At 36.4% G+C, this 20,599-nt stretch carries 16 protein-coding genes and 1 CRISPR repeat array (1 of these 17 cut by a window edge); of the genes, 10 read left to right on the plus strand and 6 right to left on the minus strand.

Translation table 11 applies throughout. From position 1 onward, the window contains the following. Positions 1–38: direct repeats of the CRISPR family, unit length 30 nt; unit sequence GTAGAACCGATACATAGGATGTATTGAAAT (it extends 1,581 nt beyond the left edge of the window). A gap of 464 nt (positions 39–502) precedes the next feature. After that, entirely contained in the window at positions 503–820 is a 318-nt protein-coding gene (locus QKW49_RS00730) for a helix-turn-helix transcriptional regulator (protein WP_282865680.1), read from the minus strand. Between the two features lie 230 nt (positions 821–1,050). Between QKW49_RS00730 and QKW49_RS00735 the strand changes: the two genes are divergently transcribed. From QKW49_RS00735 to amrS, 3 genes are all read left to right on the plus strand, one after another. Further along, complete coding sequence (locus tag QKW49_RS00735) at positions 1,051–1,320, plus strand: hypothetical protein (RefSeq protein ID WP_282865681.1); 270 nt, start codon at positions 1,051–1,053, stop codon at positions 1,318–1,320. 376 nt (positions 1,321–1,696) lie between these two features. Continuing rightward, positions 1,697–3,097 carry an AmmeMemoRadiSam system protein A gene (gene amrA / locus QKW49_RS00740; RefSeq protein ID WP_282865682.1) on the plus strand — a complete coding sequence of 467 codons (1,401 nt, stop codon included), beginning with the start codon at positions 1,697–1,699 and terminating at the stop codon, positions 3,095–3,097. Between the two features lie 33 nt (positions 3,098–3,130). Beyond that, on the plus strand, positions 3,131–4,117 hold the full coding sequence (gene amrS, locus QKW49_RS00745) for an AmmeMemoRadiSam system radical SAM enzyme (RefSeq protein WP_282865683.1): 987 nt from the start codon (positions 3,131–3,133) through the stop codon (positions 4,115–4,117). Between the two features lie 75 nt (positions 4,118–4,192). On the opposite strand, the gene QKW49_RS00750 is transcribed toward amrS, so the two are convergent. Then, on the minus strand, positions 4,193–5,917 hold the full coding sequence (locus tag QKW49_RS00750; RefSeq protein ID WP_282865684.1) for a methyl-accepting chemotaxis protein: 1,725 nt from the start codon (positions 5,915–5,917) through the stop codon (positions 4,193–4,195). Between the two features lie 313 nt (positions 5,918–6,230). Between QKW49_RS00750 and QKW49_RS00755 the strand changes: the two genes are divergently transcribed. Both QKW49_RS00755 and QKW49_RS00760 read left to right on the plus strand, forming a co-directional pair. Beyond that, a complete protein-coding gene (locus QKW49_RS00755) occupies positions 6,231–6,428 on the plus strand; it encodes a cold-shock protein (RefSeq protein ID WP_282865685.1) in 198 nt (65 codons plus the stop codon). Positions 6,429–6,643: 215 nt separating this feature from the next. After that, the gene (locus tag QKW49_RS00760; protein WP_282865687.1) at positions 6,644–7,828 is read left to right on the plus strand and encodes an O-antigen ligase family protein; all 1,185 of its coding nucleotides are present in this window, start codon (positions 6,644–6,646) and stop codon (positions 7,826–7,828) included. Positions 7,829–7,985: 157 nt separating this feature from the next. Here QKW49_RS00760 and QKW49_RS00765 read toward each other — a convergent pair whose 3' ends face one another. Next, positions 7,986–9,482 carry a methyl-accepting chemotaxis protein gene (locus QKW49_RS00765; RefSeq protein WP_282865688.1) on the minus strand — a complete coding sequence of 499 codons (1,497 nt, stop codon included), beginning with the start codon at positions 9,480–9,482 and terminating at the stop codon, positions 7,986–7,988. Between the two features lie 276 nt (positions 9,483–9,758). Beyond that, complete coding sequence (locus QKW49_RS00770) at positions 9,759–10,913, minus strand: DUF2087 domain-containing protein (RefSeq protein ID WP_282865690.1); 1,155 nt, start codon at positions 10,911–10,913, stop codon at positions 9,759–9,761. 202 nt (positions 10,914–11,115) lie between these two features. Here QKW49_RS00770 and QKW49_RS00775 point away from each other — a divergent pair, with 202 nt between their 5' ends. The 5 genes from QKW49_RS00775 (at position 11,116) to QKW49_RS00795 (ending at position 17,700) form a co-directional block, all read left to right on the plus strand. Beyond that, positions 11,116–12,285: a malic enzyme-like NAD(P)-binding protein gene (locus QKW49_RS00775; RefSeq protein ID WP_282865691.1), complete on the plus strand. Its 1,170-nt coding sequence runs from the start codon at positions 11,116–11,118 to the stop codon at positions 12,283–12,285. Positions 12,286–12,444: 159 nt separating this feature from the next. Beyond that, the gene (locus QKW49_RS00780) at positions 12,445–13,776 is read left to right on the plus strand and encodes a transposase (protein ID WP_282865071.1); all 1,332 of its coding nucleotides are present in this window, start codon (positions 12,445–12,447) and stop codon (positions 13,774–13,776) included. A gap of 45 nt (positions 13,777–13,821) precedes the next feature. Next, complete coding sequence (locus QKW49_RS00785; RefSeq protein ID WP_282865693.1) at positions 13,822–15,144, plus strand: 2-hydroxycarboxylate transporter family protein; 1,323 nt, start codon at positions 13,822–13,824, stop codon at positions 15,142–15,144. 269 nt (positions 15,145–15,413) lie between these two features. Next, a complete protein-coding gene (gene dcuS, locus QKW49_RS00790) occupies positions 15,414–17,039 on the plus strand; it encodes a DcuS/MalK family sensor histidine kinase (RefSeq protein ID WP_282865694.1) in 1,626 nt (541 codons plus the stop codon). Beyond that, positions 17,017–17,700 carry a response regulator gene (locus QKW49_RS00795; RefSeq protein ID WP_282865695.1) on the plus strand — a complete coding sequence of 228 codons (684 nt, stop codon included), beginning with the start codon at positions 17,017–17,019 and terminating at the stop codon, positions 17,698–17,700. The genes dcuS and QKW49_RS00795 overlap by 23 nt, the downstream gene beginning before the upstream one ends. 308 nt (positions 17,701–18,008) lie before the next feature. Here QKW49_RS00795 and QKW49_RS00800 read toward each other — a convergent pair whose 3' ends face one another. Continuing rightward, positions 18,009–18,794, minus strand: a complete 786-nt coding sequence (locus QKW49_RS00800; RefSeq protein WP_282865696.1) for a sugar phosphate isomerase/epimerase family protein — start codon at positions 18,792–18,794, stop codon at positions 18,009–18,011. Positions 18,795–18,982: 188 nt separating this feature from the next. Continuing rightward, the gene (locus QKW49_RS00805; protein WP_282865697.1) at positions 18,983–20,422 is read right to left on the minus strand and encodes a four-carbon acid sugar kinase family protein; all 1,440 of its coding nucleotides are present in this window, start codon (positions 20,420–20,422) and stop codon (positions 18,983–18,985) included. Between the last annotated feature and the right edge of the window lie 177 nt (positions 20,423–20,599).

Genomic DNA, 20,599 nt, shown 5'->3' on the forward strand with positions numbered 1-20,599 from the left:
GAAAAGACGTAGAACCGATACATAGGATGTATTGAAATGTGGATTGATCTTTATATGAAATCGCCGCGGATGAAGAGTTTAGGGTTGAAATCGCCAACGCTCTTAATGAATGGCTAGGCAAGAAGAAACCTGACATAATTTAACAGAAGGGTCCGGCTGTGTTTGACGCTTACCAAGAAATTGGCTTGCCTTTATAGTGTTCGAGTGAGGTTTGGATAATATCTCCTCTGGCAATAGTCTTGATGTCAAGGGAGAGGATGATCATGCTTGTACAAGATATGATATTCAAACATAAAATAATGAACCGGCTTAAGTGAAAAAATATTCTTATTATATAGGCGAAGTATATAAAGTTTATGAAATGAAAAAAGCCAACACTTTTATGATATAAACAAATTTATGTTACAAACAAAAGGCCGTATATGTGATATCTATTCTTTAAAAGGTACATAGAGTTTAATTTATTCATGTCTATAATAGAAATCTTTCAAATACAAAGTATTCATATCGCATATTTATGCTTCAAATATGCTAAAAACTCATTTAATTCTTTTCGAGCTTCTATAGGCAGTGCCGCTGGGATACGTATGACTGTTTCATTCTCATTTTTATGTGGCAAAGGTTCATCAATTAGTCCGAGCAAATAATCTACAGAAACATTAAAATACTTTGCAATTAAAATTTTTATATCATCATTTGGGGTACTTTTTTCTTTCTCATATGAAGAAATAGTATACTTTGATAAGGATAGTACTTTAGCTAATTCTTCTTGTGTTAAGCCTGCATCCTTCCGTAACTCATATAAGCGTTCACCAATCATTTAGATCCAACTCCTTATAAATCTTAGAATATTCCATAACTCAGATTATATATGTTCAAGAAACATAAACAATAAAAGTAGCAGAATCTTCTATATATTATTGACAAGTAGTAGGAACTTATATAACATTATATTTAAAAGGACATTTCCTCAGAATAAATCAATTTATACGTTTGGAGTAACATACTGATACAGTGAAATAGAATCTACATAGCATATTGGAGGATTTTATGCAAAGGAAAAGTGCATTTGTTAATAGTACGAAAAAAGATATCTATAAGTATAACGCTATTGAAGATATGGTTTCTACAACCGTGAAATTAGACCAATTAAAGATTACAATTAATTTATTGAAAAACAAGCTGGATCAACTTATGAGTGATGAGTATAACGGAGCAGTAAACAATAATATTCTAAAAGTCAGTCAAGAACTTGATGAGCAAATAAGCAAATATTTAATGTTACAGCAGTGTAACAATTCAAAAAGGGAGAATAATTGATGTTAGAGAAAGTGAAAGTTAACCAGAATGAATATTCTAGTGTTCAGCAATTATATCTATATATTATAAAAGATTTTGCCAAGTCCAATAATATAGAAGAAAAGAGTTAGTAGATGCCACAAAAAACCTATATAGATTTGATTTCGAATGAGGTTGTTTTTATTAATTTCCTATATAAAGCAGGAGATTAATTACAAGGCTTGTGAAGAGCTGGATATATTAAAAACTCCAGATGAATAATGAATAAATACGAAAGTGTAAGGGAAAATTAGGTCTTACAAATATTATATCATCAGAGACTTTCCAGCCTATCTAATTCTATTTAAAAGTGATAGAATAAAAATTATTATAAAAAAGTATATGAAGAGGTGATAATATGGGGAAAATATCTGCTTTTTACACAATGCCGCATCCGCCCATTATTATTCCTGAAGTGGGTCGGGGAGAAGAAGGTAAAATAAAAGAGACCTCCGACGCGTGTTATCAGGTAGCTGAAGAGGTTGCAATGACACAGCCGGATACCATTATAATAGTAACACCACACGGTCCGCTGTTTAGTGATGCGGTTGCTTTATCGTGTGGAGACCGCATAAAAGGAGACTTTGGAAAATTCTCTGCTTCTCAAGTGGTTTTTAATGTAGATATCAATATACCGTTAGCAGAAAAAATAATTGCTTATGCAGAAAAAGAAAATATCTTTACTGCGGAAATAACAGAAGATACTGCAGAGAAATACGGAATAAAATATGAACTGGATCATGGTACCATGGTGCCGCTATATTTCATTAACAAAAAGTTTTCAGACTATAACATAATTCATATTACTTATGGCATGCTGCCGAAACTACAGCTTTACAAATTCGGAATGTGCATCAAAAAAGCTGTAGATGACAGCCAAATCAACGCAGTATTTATCGCAAGTGGTGATTTGTCGCACAGGCTTTCGAATGACGGACCCTATGAATATAGTCCCTATGGTGAGAAATTTGACAAAGAAATGATTGCGCTTCTTAAAAATGGAGATGTTTCAGGAATATTCAATATGGATTGCACCACAGTGGAAAATGCCGGTGAATGTGGACTACGGTCTTATTATATCATGGCGGGTGCTATGAACGGATATGAGATAAAGGGTGATCTCCTCGCTTATCAAGGCACCTTTGGAGTTGGTTACGCGGTAATGAGGTTTTCTACTAAAGTGAGCGATCAAGATACCTATACTCAATTAATACAAGAGCGGGAGAAAAGATTCACGCAAAAAATAAAAAACGAAGACCCCTATGTAAAGCTAGCGCGTGAGAGTTTAACACATTATTTGATAAAAGGGGAGTACATGCAGATCCCTGCTTATGTAACCGATGAGATGGCAAAGAGCAGAACAGGCGTTTTTGTATCCATAAAAAAAGAAGGCCAATTGAGAGGCTGCATAGGCACTATTTTACCTACCACAGAGAATGTTGCAAAAGAGATCATAAGAAATGCTGTAGAGGCAGGACAACATGATCCTAGATTTCCTGCGGTAGATGAAGGCGAATTGGGCAGTTTGGACTTTTCGGTAGATGTTCTCACAGCGCCGCAAAAGGCTTCAAAGGAAGAACTGAATCCTAAGAAATACGGAGTGATTGTGAAAAGCGGACACAAATCAGGGTTATTGCTTCCGGATTTAGAGGGTGTGGATACGGTAGATGACCAACTGAATATTGCGCTCCAAAAAGCAGGGATATCCCCTAATGGGAAATATACCATTGAAAAATTTAAAGTGATAAGACATAGATAACAGGATAGCACTATGAAAGTATAGGTGATTTTTATGTTGCATGACGGATTTTTTGCTGAAAAATATAATGATAAAATAATGTGTTTTTTATGTCCTCATCACTGTGTTATCGCCAATGAGCAATTTGGCTTATGTTCTGTCAGGACAAATAAAGAGGGTGTTCTTAAAACCATAAACTATGGAGAAATCACAGCCATCGCAGTGGACCCTATAGAGAAAAAGCCTCTTTATCATTTTAAGCCCACCAAAAATATACTATCGGTAGGAAGTTTCGGGTGTAATTTTTCCTGCGGATTTTGCCAGAATTACTCAATCGCTCATTATAGATCTGAAAGTGAATACGTATCTTGTGATCAACTGATAGAAAAATGCGTGAATTTAACAAATAATACGGGTATAGCTTTTACTTATAATGAACCTTCCATATGGTATGAGTATGTATATGAAACATCAAAGAAGCTGAAAGAAGGATATACTGATTTAAATGTCGTACTTGTTACCAATGGATATATCGAGACGGAACCGCTATTAAAGCTTTTGCCTTATGTAGATGCTATGAACATAGACCTGAAATCTTTTGAACCGGACTATTATAAAAAGATATGCAGTGGAAACTTTAAAGCCGTACTGGATACAATTCAACAGTCATATAGGAGATGCCATATGGAAATTACCACACTATTGGTAAACGGCCTTAATGATTCTGAAAAAGAAGTAGAAAAGATCGCTTCTTATTTAGGGAATCTGGATAAAGATATTCCTTTGCATTTATCAAGGTATTTTCCAACATATAAGATGGACCGCCCACCTACAGAAATAGATGTAATGCTGAGGGCAAAGGATGTTGCCGAAAAATATTTGAATTACGTGTATTTAGGCAATATAGCCGATGTAGATAATTCTACTTATTGTCCCCAATGCGGAGAACTGATTATAGAGAGGAATGGTTTTTCATCAAAAGTGTTGGTTAGCCGGCCTGCATGTCCGGAGTGTGGTTCTCATATAAAAATATTATTATAAGAAACGCGGTTGATGAAATAATAAATGGAACCCTATCTCAATAGGGTTCCATTTATACGTTGAAGCTTGATATAACTATAATTTAAATTTTCTTACTTCGTTATTTAACTCCTCTGCCATTTTTGATAAGTCATTTGCTGAATGGGCGATCATTTCAACCGACGCTAACTGTTCCTCGCCGGAAGTAGATATTTCTTGTGATGCGGCTGCCGATCCTTCGGCTACTGCAGCCATTTTATCGGTCTTTTCAACAATTTCTTTTGATTTTAAATCTACTTTATTAAGCATATGGGCCATTTGTTTGGATTTATTTACTATATCTGCTACCGATAATTTAATCTTATCAAATACATCTTTTGTATTATTTGCAGCTTCAATTTGAGTATCCAAAGTAAGTTTGGTTGATGCCATATTTTTTGATGCCTTTTTGCTTTTTTCTGTCGTATCTTTGATAATAGCGGTTATTTCCTTTGCTGCCTCCGATGTGCCTTCAGCAAGTTTTCTTATTTCTTCCGATACTACTGAGAAACCTGCGCCTGCTTCTCCCGCTCTAGCTGCTTCAATAGCAGCATTAAATGACAGGAGACCGGTCTGGTCTGCGATGGAAGTAATGACACTGATAATACTTTCGACTTTTGAAACCATTTCCGCTAATTCGCTGACAGAGTTGCCGACTTCCTGGGTAATATCAAAGTTCTCGTGCATTCTTTCGATTGTTAAATTTACGGCTTTTTCACCTAACTCTACCATATACAGCGATTTTGCAGCACTTTCTGCATTGTCCAATGTAGATTGGTTGATATTGGAAATAGTTCTGACAACATCGGAAATTGTCTGGTTTGTTCCGCTGATCATTTCTGCTTGACTGCTGTTTCCATCTGCAATTTTATTAATTGAATCCACTACTTGGACAATAACCTTAGTATTCTCATCTGTTGAAGCGGACAGTTCTTCTGAATGGGTAGCAAGGTTTCTTGAGATACTGCTAACCCCCTTTACAAGATTTCCTAATGAGCTTCTCATGTCCGTAAGGGCTCTAACCATGATGCCTATTTCATTTTTATATTGGAGCATATTTTCCAAAGACGAATCATAAGTTAAATCAAACTCCGCAGTTTTATTTAATACTTTTACCACTTTTGAAAGTGGTTTGGATATGGACGTTGTTATAAGAATTCCGAAGATCAAAGAAATAAAGGTCATAATAAAAGTAATGATAATATTGATCATACTTATTTTATCAGCGGTTGCATCATTTTGAATATTAGCTTCATGGGCATTCGTGATATTGTGATTTGTTATTTCATCAATAATACTTTTTAAGCTTTCAAGCTCTTTATTTCCACCTGTTTGAAATAAGGCATAGGCTTCATCAGGCTCTCCGGATTCGATTGCCTTAATAAATTTATGTGTAAAATCTTGTACGGCCGTAATACTCTCTTTCAAAAGAGCATATTGTTCCGATTCATATTCAGCAAGAAGACTTTGGCCGTAGTTGGTGATGTCCTCATTAACCGCATTTTCTCTAACGCTAATATCCTCTTTAATTCTTTCTTTATGAGAAGATTCTGTTGTGACTAATAGTTCAAACAAATTGGATTGTATGGCTAAAGTTTGATTTTCCACATCGGCTAGCAAATGAATCGGAACTAAATGTTCGTCATACATTATTTCCAATTGATCAGATAGTTTATTCATGTTGTATCCGCCATTAAAGCCTACGATGTTTATACCAATCACCATAAAGATAATAAAAATGATAAGTTTTGTTTTGGTTTTGAGTTTTAAAAAAATGTTCATATGTACATCAACCCCTTTTCAAATTTTTGTAAAGATATTTTTAAAATTTTAATAAATAAGGCACAGAATCTTCCAGTGCTGTATATTAAGGTGAAGGAATTTTGCTATTATTTAGTATAATTTTCAAACCTTAAATAAACCTGAAACAAATATTAAATAAATCTTAAGAAAATATAAGGATTTTTTGCACATATATATAAATCTTGCGAAATAAGATGAATAACGGAGGCCTGATATCAACATAATAGATTTAGATGCATCAAAATTAATTGTATGCGTATATTATAAGGCATTTGAGGAGGTGCAGTACCGAATGGTTGGTACAGTGAAATGGTTTAATGCAGAGAAAGGTTTTGGCTTTATTGAAAGAGAAGGTGGAGAAGATGTGTTTGTACATTTCTCCGCAATCATGGCAGAAGGCTATAAATCACTCGAAGAAGGTCAAAGAGTTGAGTTCGATATAGAACAAGGACAGCGTGGCCCACAGGCAACAAATGTAAGATTGCCATAGGTATGAAGGAGAGCGTAAGCTCTCCTTTTTAGATGAAAGAAAAAGCTTTCGTACAATAAAGTACATCAATCTACACCAATCTACACCAATTGTCCTCAGGGGACTAATTATCTTGAAAAGAAATGCTTTACAATTTTTTAGGAATAAGTAATAATATATAAGGCATATATTTACAGAGAGATAAACAGCAAAAAATGTAGATTGGGGGTAGAAGAATGTATGGTATGATCATGAGTGCTTTTGTGATTGTGTTTTCACCTTATTTGGCACTCATTCCTATTGCTTTTATTGGTTTATGCATGGTGCTAAGAAGCCAGTTTCTTATTTATAATACATGGAATATCGGATTGTTTTTTTTGTTTGTGTGGTCTTTCCTGGTAGGACTATTAAACACAAGTATAGTTTCTGCAACAGTATCTTTCGCGGTACTGCTGTATTTTCTTCTTAGTTTATATTTACAAAATCATTATACGGATGAACAAAAGATTGAGCAGCTTTTAAAAGTTTTTTTACTGGTATCGGTGATTTCAGCTCTTATAGGCGTTGTTGAAGGATATACAAGCATCCAGTATCAACCTTCATGGTGGAAGCATTTGTTTGGGATCTATCCTTTGGTAGCTTTTAGAGAAAAATATAGAATTTCAGGTACTTTTGGTAATCCGAATGTCGCTGCAATCTGGTATGTGGTGATGATTTTTGTATGCTATTATTTCTTTAATAGATCTAACGGATATTTAAAGATATTATATGCACTGGCAGGAGGATTGTTTGGCGGTGTTTTATTGTTAACAGGTTCACGCGGAGCGGTCATCGGTTTGCTGTTGGGATTGATCATATATGCTTATTTCATGGGGCATAAGAAAAAGATGTGCATCGTAATGGGCATTTTAACGCTAGGGACAATATTGATGTTTGCCTTCCCTGAGCATTTCCCTAGAGGACATGATTTTTTTGAATCATTGAGGGATCGGAGAAGTATCTGGGTCAATTGTTTGAGATTGTTTAAGGTTAAACCTGTTACTGGGTGGGGCTTATTAGGAATTTATTATGCAGACCCTCGTATCTACCATTATTTCAGAAATTTTCATGCGCATAATATTTGGATTACAATGGCAGCTACTGTAGGGATAGTTGGGTTGGGTATCTTCACTTATATGCAGTTTGACTTGTTTGCAAAAATAAAGAGGCTTAGTACATGCCGGTGTCAGTTGGTGCCTTTGCTTGCGGCAGTACAGGCAGCGGTGTTGGGGCAGGGATTCTTGGATTTTACAATTATGAATCCCCAGGTAGGCATACTCTTTATCGGTTCCTCGGCATTGGTCTATAGTTTGGCGGCTCAATATGAAGATATACCGGTAAAGCGGTATTTTCCATTATATAATATGCAGCACAAAGTATAAGATATGGTCCATATATCGAGGAGTAGTTATGTGTGGAAGAGTTGTAATATCAGTTGCTGTAGCATTATAATATTACAACTCTAAAGTTTTTTATCTATAGAAAAGGGCGGAGGTAGTGCTCTACATCCGTCCACCTGCACAGCTATGTTTCGTATCCTCAACTGGCGATTTTTTCATCTTTGCTCTGGAAAATATTTACCCCTTGCTTTGTTTGTATATCTATACTTGCAGCAATCTGATCCAAATATTTAAATATCGCTTTTGAACACTTTTCAGCAGAAGAAAAGGATTCATGTGCCTTGAGTGAGTCGCCGTTTTTCACAGCATGCATCACCTGATCTCCTATGGTATGTAGTTGATCGTGGATACTGCCCAGTGCCTTCCAATCCGATTCAATAGCCGGATGGACTACGTTCATAGCATGATAAAAATGACCAAATGCGCATTTTGATCCATTTGTCTGCAATGGATATGTCCTCATTTCATCCACCATTTTCTTCAAGCTTTCAAGCCATTTCCCATGTGCAACTTTGGCTTTGGAGAGGTTTTCTAATAATTCCTGATTGTCTATTGCATTGGTACTGCCGTGCAATGCATGCATCATATCTTTGACAATATCCGAAAGAGCATCATCGACATGGGAGATCTCTTTTGCCTGTTCGGCACTTCTTGAGGCATTTTGATGAATCATTTGTGTCATATAGGTAAGTTTTTCCGCATCTTGGCTTGAAGCATCCATGGCTTGATTGATTTCATTCGCAGAAACGCTGATGCCGCTGATGGATTGATTGATTAATAGGATATTATCAATGGTTTTTTGAAGCATATCCACATTGTGATGCATGGTTTCATTTACTACATCTATTTTTTTGCTCATTGTTTCAGTTGAATTCATGGTGTTATCCATACTATGTTTTCCGTCTGTAGCAGCATTTTGAATACTGGTGACGAAGGTTTTCATTCCCTCAAGGCTTTGTTTGGTGCCATCGGCAAGTTTTCGGATTTCCTCAGCTACCACGGCAAAGCCACGTCCGTGTTCTCCGGCCCTTGCGGCTTCAATGGAAGCATTGAGCGCCAGAAGGTTAGTTTGTTCTGCGATAGCACTCACCCCATTTACGATATCATTTACCTTGCTGGCCATGTCAACAAGTTTTCCGATTTGATCACTCATGATATTCGCATCATGCATGACATTCTCTTTCAGATCGTTGATCTCTTTGAGCTGAATCAGGCTTTCGTTATTGCTTTTGACTAAAAACTCTGATGTTGCCGATAACTGTTCCAGGGCTTCGGAGGTATCGCTAATGGTCTCGTTGACTTGGTTCATGCTGGCAGTGGTTTGCTGCACGATTGCCAGGTTGGATTCGCTTAGCGTAGCCATTTCTTTTGCAAAATCAATCAACTCATAAGACATATGAGACATTCGGACATCAAAGTCGCTTAAAGATGCCGTGATACCTATCAGCTTTTTGGTGGAGTCAGCCATCTTCTTTTCGTTCTTAAAGAGCCTTCTGAAATATTCTAAAAAGGTTATGTGTATCGGATATTGAACATTTGGTTCTTGTAGCTCATTCCCTTCAAGTTTTTCCTCCACATATTTCAGAATACAGGTAGCCTCACTGCAAGGAGCTTTTTTAAAAAATCTTAGCATCATACGATCCCCTTCCTTTTTCATTTGTATTTATAATAGATTTGTTAAATCTTTTTATCATTAAAATAATAATTACAATATTAATACCCTCAAAAAAGATTCTAAAAATAAAAAAATAAAAATTTAAGCTTTTTTACATAGATTTTACAATAGGAATAAAAGTTTCTTTCTGTTTAATGATGACAGAGTAAAGATATATACCTAGCATTGAAAGAAATGGTTAATAAGATAAAGAAGTGCGCAATCCTGTTCTTGGGATTGCGCACTTCTTTGCCGAGATTATGATTTAATTTCTTTTTTGGTATTCAAGCAATGATACCCGCGTTCACCATATGGTTGAAGCTTTTCCATCCATTTTCCTTCCAGTTTTTTCAAACCATCCTTCACATCAAAAAATTTATCTTCCTTCTTTTCTAATACTTCCAATATTTCAAAAGTAAAGGCTTCGGGGCCAAATTCTTTTATTTCTTGCTGAAGCAGTCTATTTCTATGTGTTCCTCTTTCAAGCTCAATCCGTCTGCCGTTGATGGTTTTGAGGTTCTTAGTACTTTCAATTAAGATCTTGCCGTTTTTAGTGTTTTTGATCTGGTAAATACCTGCATCTGTTTTCATCTCTTTATATAATTGTTTAAGCTCCGATTTTCTATCCATTTTCCTGTCCTCATTTCTTGTAGTATCATTTTTTAACCAATATTGGCTTCCATCCGAGGTGCGTTCCAAAAAACCGTATTCAATCAGATATCTTCTCAAGGTAACATAATCCTCTTCATAAACGGATTTTAAAACCTCATTTACTTCCTTTTCATCATAAATTTGTCCATCCTTAAAGCGATTTGCGATTTCGCTAAGGACAATGAATCTGCTTTTTTTCTTCATAGTAAGGGTCTTTAAGGATCCTTGAGGTCCTTTAGGAAAATATTTCTTTAATACTTTTTCGCTCTCTTCATGATCAGCATTATAGCGGTTATCAGCGGTTTTTGCTGCCTTATGCAGACTCAAAAAGGCGGAGGCGTGCTTATCCTTTTCTTTTAACAGTTCCATCATGGTCAAAAAGATCTTAGCTTGACGCTCTTTTTCCTTTAATACAAAACGATGGTTGCGGACAGTAGCGGTACTGCCAATGTCCATTTCTTGCTTGATTTCTTCATCATTTTTTCCTTGGTAAAAAAGATTAAGCAGATTATTTTGATGCTCGGTTAACCCTGTAAACCTTTTATCCAGATGGATCAAAAACTCAAACACTGATCCATGGGCTTGCTCAATATGGATACGTATATATCTTTTGGCTTCGTATAAAATACCTTCAATAGGGTAAATAATCCCTTTTTCAACTTGTTTACCGCATAGAAGGCAGAGATAATGATCATCTTTTTCCATATAACCATTCTTGAGTTCTTCTTGCGAAGCATTCAAAAACAAATCAGCAGTATTCATTTGCAAACACATCCTTAAATATATTGTTTATTTATAAACATTATATAAATATGTTTATAAATTGTCAATGGCATCTTAGATTGATATAAAAATGTCAAAAATACTTTTAATTATTAAACATTTAGAATAATTTTTAAATGTTTTCTATTTATTGCAGATGCAATATAATTTTATCAAATTTAATAGATGGAGGCTGATAACCATGAATTATTCCGAACAAGCATTAATCATGCATCAGGAAAAACGCGGTAAGATTGAAGTCATATCCAAAGTAAGTCTGGAGAATAAAGACGACCTGAGTATTGCTTATACGCCGGGGGTGGCTGAACCATGCAAGGAGATTAACAAGAATATAGAAAATGCGTACAAGTATACGGCAAAAGGGAATCTGGTTGCAGTGGTATCGGATGGTACGGCTGTTTTGGGGCTTGGAGATATCGGACCGGAAGCCAGTATGCCGGTCATGGAAGGGAAAGCGATTTTATTTAAGGCCTTTGCAAATGTAGACGCATTTCCTGTTTGTCTTAATACTAAAGATACGGAGGAAATCATCCGGACAGTAAAGAACATCGCACCTACCTTTGGGGGAATTAATTTAGAGGACATTTCAGCACCACGTTGTTTTGAAATTGAAAGAAGACTAAAAAAAGAACTTGATATCCCTGTTTTTCATGATGATCAGCATGGTACTGCAGTGGTAACACTTGCAGGGATGATTAACGGACTTAAAATAGTGAATAAAAAAATCGAAGATATATCGGTTGTGGTCAATGGTTCAGGGGCAGCCGGCATAGCAATCACCAAGCTGTTGATGAAGATGGGTCTGAAGAATGTAGTGCTATGTGATACAAAAGGTGCGATTTATGAAGGCAGAGACGGTTTGAATCCTGAAAAAGAAAGTATTGCTAAGGTAACCAACCGGGAGTATAAAAAGGGCAGCTTGGCGGAGGTAATGGTCAAAACCGATGTGTTTATAGGCGTCTCAGCTCCTAATGTTGTTACAAAAGAAATGGTGCAATCAATGAATGAGGATGCAATCATCTTTGCGATGTCCAATCCCATTCCGGAAATATATCCTGAAGATGCTAAAGCGGCAGGAGCAAGAGTTGTAGGAACCGGACGTTCAGATTTTCCCAACCAAGTAAATAACGTACTTGCTTTTCCCGGAATCTTTAGAGGTGCGTTAGATGCCAGAGCTGCAAATATCAATGATGAGATGAAGATTGCAGCTGCTTATGCGATAGCATCAATGGTAAGTGTAGATGAATTGTGCGAAGACTATGTTATTCCGAATGCTCTTAATAAAGAGGTGGCTGAAAAGGTAGCCGAAGCTGTTGCAAAAGCGGCTGTAGAAACCGGCGTTGCTAAATAATTTCTGTTCCGATTATATAGATTACACCACTTTACAAGTTTTGAAATAGTAAATTGCCAGTTAGGTTGGTAAATGCCTAAAAATAACAAAGTCAGATACCTTAATCCTACAAATACTAATCATGAAAAATAATAAATGTAGGAGGTACCTGACCCACTCATGATTAGTATTGCCAATAATTCAGTTAAACAAACATTGAATCAATATTTAATGCACTATCGTCCGGCTTTTAAGAAGCGAAGCTTTTTAGTGTTTAGTTGGCTTATTACAGCAATTATTTGTAATGAAGAAGTTCGCAGCATTAAGTTTTTATATGATAATTTTATCAAGAAGTATTGCAGCAAGGCCCTCAATTGTTTTTATTATTTTTTATCCTATGCCAATTTTTCCTGTGACCTTTTGTTGGTCATTACAGTGAAGATTGCGCTATCCTTGATACCGGATGATTTAAAGCCATACGTTACTATATTTTTAAGTACTGATGATACGCTACAAGAAAAGTTCGGGAATAAATTTGACTGTTATTCCAAACTCTTTGACCATACCAGCAAGAATGGCAGTAATTATCTAAATGGTCACTGCTTTGTATCACTAGCTATTAATATACCGCTGTTTTGGAACGGTGGAACAAAGTATTTAAGTATCCCTGTAGGGTATCGGCTTTATGACAAGCTTAAAACTAAGCTTGAAATAGCGTCCTCAATGATTGATACCGTAATGCCACTACTAACTGAATACCAAGTTATTCTTTTATGTGATAGTTGGTACAGTAAAGGTATCATTATAGAGACAGTTAAAAAGTACGATAACCTGGAACTTATTGCAGCGGTTCGTTGCGACACAGTACTTTACGACCTTCCCCCAGCCCCTACAGGTAAAAGGGGAAGACCTAGAGCCTATGGCGATAAAATAGATATCAAAAACTTAAGCTATGAAAAATTGGGTGAATACTATGTTTCAAATAAAAAGGTGCTTACCAATTTATTTGAAAGACTACCTGTTATTATTACGGTTACTGTCAAAGACATAGAGTGTTTTGACTCTGTAAGAGTTTTAATAAGCACAATAGCAGCCAACGATATTAATATCTTCAAGGAACATAAAGTGGAAGGCATTGATTATGAACTTCAGCACTATCAACACTTACCGTATTTTTGCTACAGCATTCGTTGGAACATTGAGGTCATATTTTATCAGCATAAATTCTTTTGGTCTTTTGGTAACTATATGGTACGGAACCAAAAAGCGATAGAACGGTATGTGAATTTGCTTGCTATTGCCTTTGCTTTTATGCAGGTATTACCATTTTTTCATTCGCGGTTCCATGAATATAAATTCCAAAGTCCCCAAGTAGTAAAACACGCTGTTATCGACCAACTAACGCAGGAATTAATTTTTGAGAGTTTCGTCAAACGACTCGAAAACCACAAAATTTATTTTGCTGTTAAAAATGCTGTTAATACCTTCCTGGGCTTAGATGATGTTGCTTAATAAACTTGTAAACTGGTGTATAGATTATAAAGAGGAGGAAAAAGAATGAGTAATGTTGTATTGGAAAATAATGTACTGCAAGAAAAACCGGGGTATAAGATTATGGAGATCTCTTTACCGATATTTGCACTAATCAGCGTGATTGTTTTGGCAGCAACTTATATGGGAGTACTTCCGAAAGGGATGATTGGTGCTTTTCCGCTTATGATGGTAATCGGTGCTGTATTTAATGAAATAGGGAATCGGACGCCTATTATTAAAGACTATTTGGGTGGTGGCCCTATTGTTATTATTTTTGGTGCGGCTGCGCTTGTAACATATGGTATTTTACCGGAAAAATCCGGGGAGATTATGATAAATTTTATGAAGGGTGAAGGATTTTTAGATTTTTATATTGCAGCGCTTATCTGCGGTAGTATTTTAGGAATGAATAGAAAATTGTTAATTAAAGCGGCAATCAGATATTTACCTGCAATATTAGGCGGGGTGATCACTGCAATGGCTCTGGTTGGCTTGATTGGCGCCTTGATAGGATTCGGTGCAAAAGAGGCAATATTATACATTGGCATCCCTATTATGGGCGGTGGTATGGGAGCCGGTGCAGTGCCGTTATCCAAAATATTTAGTGAAGCGTTAAATAAAGATGCTACTGAGATGCTGTCTGTAATGATCCCGGCACTTGCATTGGGAAATGCACTATCAATTGTTGCAGCAGGGCTGCTAGATAAATTCGGTAAGAATAGACCGTTCTTTTCTGGTAACGGTCAGTTATTAAAGAATAAAGAGGCTAAACTGGATGGGCAAGAGGAAGGTAAAAAAGAGGAAAGCAATCCGGTGGATTATAAACTAATGGGCATAGGATTATTAGTAGCCGTTACATTTTTTAGTTGGGGTCGAATATTAGAGAAATTTATACCAATACATTCATATGCGCTTATGATTATAAGTGTGGCTGTATTTAAGGCGATAGGTATTATTCCTAGAAAATATGAATTAGGAGCATTCCAATGGTTCCGGTTTGTAATGATTAATCTGACACCAACCTTGCTTGTAGGAATCGGTGTAGCGTATACAGACCTTCCGCAAGTGATTGCTTCACTAACACCTCAATACCTATTGTTAGTTGCTTGTACTGTCATTGGTGCAATTGTAGGGTCCGGATTTGTTGGTGCTCTATTGGGATTCTATCCAATCGAATCAGCCATTACTGCAGGATTATGTATGGCGAATATGGGAGGGACAGGAGATGTAGCTGTGCTATCAGCCGCAAAACGCATGGAATTAATGCCTTTTGCACAAATTTCTTCACGTGTTGGCGGTGCCTTTATTCTTATTTTGGCAACAGCATTATTGAGACTATTTATGTAGCATACAAATAACTCCGCGCTTACAAATAAAGTTATATATCCATAAAAAATCTAAAGGACACTCATAAAAAAAGAGCGTCCTTTATTCTTTTAAAAATAACCTGTACAAATTTCTTGTAGCAAAATAGTGTTTATAAGTTTTTTAGTATTGTAAAAAGATATATCATTGGTATAATAAATATATACATTGTAGCTTTCGAAGGATTCAAAATACGTAATAAGATCAAGCGATATTAAAGTTTCACGGAATATAAAGAAGAAGGAGAAAACGTGAAAAAGTATATATTTTCGTTGCAAACTAAGATTACTATACTACTTGTAATAGTTGTTTTCATTTCCATATCCATTATTCTACTTTTCATTACTAATTGGATTACAAAGAACGTTCAAAACAAGGTAGAGACAAATATCATGAATATCGCCCAAATAGTGGCCCGAACTCCTCATATTAGGGAAGCATTGATGAAGAAGGAACCAACCAACACAATTGAGCCTTATATTAACGCATTATTAGAATCGGTAGACAATATAGAGTTTATTGTTGTTGCCGATATGCAGGGAATTAGATATTCGCATCCCAATCCGGAAAGAGTAGGGAAAGGATTTGTTGGCGGTGACCACCTTCGCGTAATAGGGACCGGTGAGACGTATATTTCTGAAGCGATGGGAACCCTAGGGAAGTCATTAAGGGCATTTACACCGGTATATAATTTTGAAAATAATGAGCAAATAGGTTTTGTTTCAGTCGGAACACTGACCAAAGATATTGAAAGAGCCAAGGCAGGAGCAATAAGACAATTAATTCTGCTCACGTTTATCGGATTGTCGGCAGGAACCATCGGGGCATTTTTGTTGGCAAGAAATATAAAAAACACCTTGCTAGGCTTGGAGCCTGATCAAATAACAAAGCTATATAATGAGAAAGTAGCGATGCTTGATGCAATACACGAAGGGATCATTGCTATTGATGACCGTTGCAGGATAACCCTTGTGAATGATTCGGCACTAAATATACTGCAAGAAAAGCACAGAAATAATAGGATAATCGGCAAGGATATAAATAACATTTTCCCTTCCAGTCGAATGCCGGAAGTCTTGGAATCAGGAATTGCAGAGTATGATAAAGAACAGATATTAGATGATACAATCATTATGGTGAATAGGGTTCCTATTAAGGATCAAGGAAAGATTATAGGTGTTATAGCAACTTTTAGAGATAAGACGAAGCTAACGAGATTGGCGGAAGAACTTACAGGGGTAAAGCAGATTGTTGATGCTTTGCGGGCGAATACCCATGAGTTTATGAACAAGCTTCATGTTATCCTAGGATTAATTAAAATAGGAGAAATAGACGAAGCTAAAAGTTATATCGTTCGTGTTACCGATAACCAACAGCAGATATTAAGCATGGTTATTAAAAGGATTAAAGATCCAACCATTGCAGGGCTTATACTTGGAAAGTACAGTAGGGCAAAAGAATTAGGGATATGTATGAAGCTTGATGAACGTACGGTGCTCCAGTCTAAGCATAAAAATATCAGCAGCAGTGTATTGGTCGGGATCATCGGGAACTTAATTGAAAATGCGATGGAGTCGGTCAGTCGGAGTGATAAAGAAGAAAAAATTGTGAACGTAAGGGTAGAAGAAACCGATAAGCAAATTTTAATTGAAGTAGAAGATTTCGGGATAGGGATAGCGCAAAATAATCTAGAAAAGATATTTGAAAGAGGCTTCACTACGAAAACTGAAAGCGCGGGAGTAGGGCTGGCTTCGATAAAAGAAAATGTAGAGATTCTTAACGGAAAAATAGATGTATGCTCAGAGATTAACAAAGGAACTGTATTTACAGTTGTTTTGCCTAAGGAGGATTCGAATGATAAAGGTATTGATCGTTGAGGATGATCCTATGGTTGCCCAGTTAAATAAAAGATATGTTCAAAGCGTGGAAGGGTTTGACGTACTTGGCATCACATCGAACGGAGATGAGGCTTTAGGTTTCTGTAAAAAAACAGAGGTTGATTTGATTATATTGGATATATATATGCCAAAGACGGATGGCATCAGTTTTTTGAAAGAATTAAGGAAAAGATTTATGATGATAGATGTGATTTTAGTAACAGCGTCAAGAGAATGTCAAAATATTGATGCTGTATTAAAACTTGGAGCAGTAGATTATCTGATGAAACCGTTTGGATATGAAAGGTTGAAAAAATCATTGGAAAGTTATGCCGGCAGGTATAAGCTGTTTCATGATAGAGGGATGGTAGAGCAAGAAGATTTAGATATTATAACAAAGAAGTACAGGGAAAATAATGATGGCGGGATGATAAAAGGGCTTCATAAAAAAACACTGGAAAGAATACGCGGATTGATGGAAGGTAATCCCGGTACGTATTTCTCCAGTGAAGATATAGCGCGAAAAACGGCGTTGTCAAAAGTAACGGTTAGAAAGTATCTGGAATATCTCGAATCAATAGGCGAAGTGAAACTTGAAGTTGAATATGGAGATATAGGAAGGCCTTCACATTTATATAAATATTTTGAGACTACTTGTTAATACTTAAAAATTATATGTTCTTTTTGCTAAGCAATTAAACGCATGAGTCAAGCTTGATGCGTTTAATTGCTTAGCAGATATAAAGTACTAAGGTATGAGTGGTGTGTGAAGGTACAGGTGTACCGGAAGCTGGTGGAAATTTTGCCAAATGAGATTTAAGGCGGCTTCAGGATGAAATATTTCTAAAATAGTTGCCATATATAGATATCCAAATCTGGTGCTATATTAAATGCATTAAAGATTTTACATGGAATATATTGCTTTAGTGAGGAGTGAGGAGAGTGTAAAGACTCCCCACTCCTCACTTATTATAAATTCAGCTCTTTTTCAATTCTCTTTAGAATATCCAAAGATTGCTTTCCTTCTTTGGCGACATCACCCCATAGTGCTTCAATACTTAGGGTTGAATCATATCCTTCTTTCATGGCAGCGGCTATTGCAGATTTATATTGGTCGTAATATTTTTCACGCAAATACCCTCTATTACCATCTATATCCTGTGCTATGTGCAAGTGGGTTATATACGGGATAGCATAAGCGATATCGGTTACATCCTCATTCATCATTTGCATATGATAAAAGTCGGCAACGATTTTAACATTTTCTTTATTAATTTTCTGTACAATATCCACTGCTTCAGGCATTAAAGTCACATAATTACAAACCTCGTTGTTTAAAGCCTCAAACAATATTGTAATATTATATTGTTTTGCGATATCCGCCGTAATAGCAAGAAATTCAATCGCCTGTCCATCTGCTGTCGCTTTATCAAAGCCTTCGGGCAGCCTGCGGGACAGAGGAGCCCCTATGCCTATGGTGGAGATATTTAATTTGCTGCCTCTTTTGCAAATCAGCTGCGCATATTTTTCAGCTTTTACCGGATCATAATCAGGACCTACAATTGCAATATCCGGTGGACAGTAATCGTTAAAGCCGTTGCAGAACAGATGACCATTTGATACCTTGTCGATCACTTTATCAAACTCTTTCTCGCTCATAGATGTAACTGCGCGTCCGGAAAGCTCGATAAAGTCAAATCCTATTTGTTCTAAAAGATCGTAATTGCTGATAGAAGTACAGCATCCATATTTCATTATTGATTTCTCCTTTTTAGTTTAATTAAATATAGCGTGCTTATTTATATCACATAGGATAGTTAGCGCAAAATTCTATGAATAATCTGATTGTAGGGGCGCGCATTGCGCGTCCGTCTTGGTAATATGAGATATTTGCGGACGGCCAATGGCCGCCCCTACAGTAGTTGACCGTCAGGGGATAGTTTTTATTTTCCTGTTAAAATGTCTACAGCGGTTTTAAGATCAGTTACACTCCCCACGTTTCCAGGGAATATAATATAAGCAATACCGGGGAATTTGCTTTCTTTACCGGTTATCCATACGGGTATGCCGGGGCGGATCTGTCCGGCAACAACTGCTTTTTTTACCGACAATCCCTTTGTTCCGATATCACTTGAAGTAATTCCGCCTTTTGCGATGATAAAATCGGGGCGTTCTTTTAGTTTTTGAACAATACTTGTTACTCCATCCGAGATTTTTACTGCGATTTTAAGTTCTTCTTCCTTATCTTTTGTGTTAAGATCAAGGCGGTCACGGCGGGTATAAACCGCAGTGGTTTTACTGTTTCGGATGTTATCTTCACATATCGCTACTACTCTATTAATCTCCATATCGAATTCAGTTGGATTCACAACAAGGTGTTGATTGAATTCTACCATTTCTACATCATCACATGCTTTCAACTGCTCTAATTGATCGGTAGTTTTCTGCACATGGGAACCGACGATAATTAATCCGCATGATTTTTTTGAAGTATCCTTAATCATTTCAGATCTATTCAGTAAAGGCTTGTCTGGAACTCCGCCCAATACTTTAGTTAAAGCGGCGGCACTCCTGAAAATAAAATGCTTTCCTTCTTCCATTGCTTTTAGCAGAGCAATGACAAATATTTTAACATCGGTATAATCCAGTGCGTTTACTACAACTTTATTAAAATGGTGGACACCTATAAGCTGCGATGTAATCTTATCGATATCAAAATTTCTGATATCATCAAGGCGAATATATGTAACATCTTCTTTCCTATATTCTCCATTGGACTTTTCTTCAACCCACTCACCAAGGTGTGAGCTTTTATAGCCGAAGGTTTTATCTTTTGCAAATTCTGTTTGGCCTGCGGGAATAAGCTGCTGTCCATCAGCAACATAATGAATATTTTCAGCGGTATATCTTCCGCCTTCAAGGAAGAAAGGAATGATAATTTCACCATCGATTTTCATAGAAGAGTTCTGTTCCACGGTTTCCTTTAGAACTTTTGTTTCAATAGGGTAGTGTCCGCGCAGTGTAGAATCTCCGCGGCTGATAATCATAAAATCCTTGCCTGTTTGTTTAGCTGCTTCAGCGATATTACTGGCAATTTCTTTGTGTGCTTTCTCTGTTTGTTCTGAAGTAAAGCTTCGTGAATTTGTTAAGATAAAGAACATAGGGCTATCTTCCATAAAACCCTGTAATACGCTTTCAGGCATCCAATCGGTATATACGGAGATGCCATGCACAGTTTGCACTCCTGTTGGGTCATCATCCAAAACAACGATTTTCATATTATTTGCTGCGAGACATTTCTCCAGATGTGTATTGATTTTTGAAACATCCGCTTGATGATAGAGATTGATTAATTCCTTAAGATCTCTTATTTCTAAGCTCATAGTAATGCTCCTCTCATATGTATATATTTTTAAAATTGCTCAAAATAAATATATTGCAAATTGTGTGCCAATAACAATATAGTATCATGTCAAAAAATGAATATCAATGAGATTTATAATTGAATCATAAAGAAAAGAACCTACAGTAGTAGACGTTTTTCCTTTGTCTATTCTATA

Origin of the sequence: Petroclostridium sp. X23 (assembly GCF_030013905.1) — a bacterium.
In the GTDB taxonomy this organism is placed as follows: Bacteria; Bacillota; Clostridia; order SK-Y3; family SK-Y3; genus X23.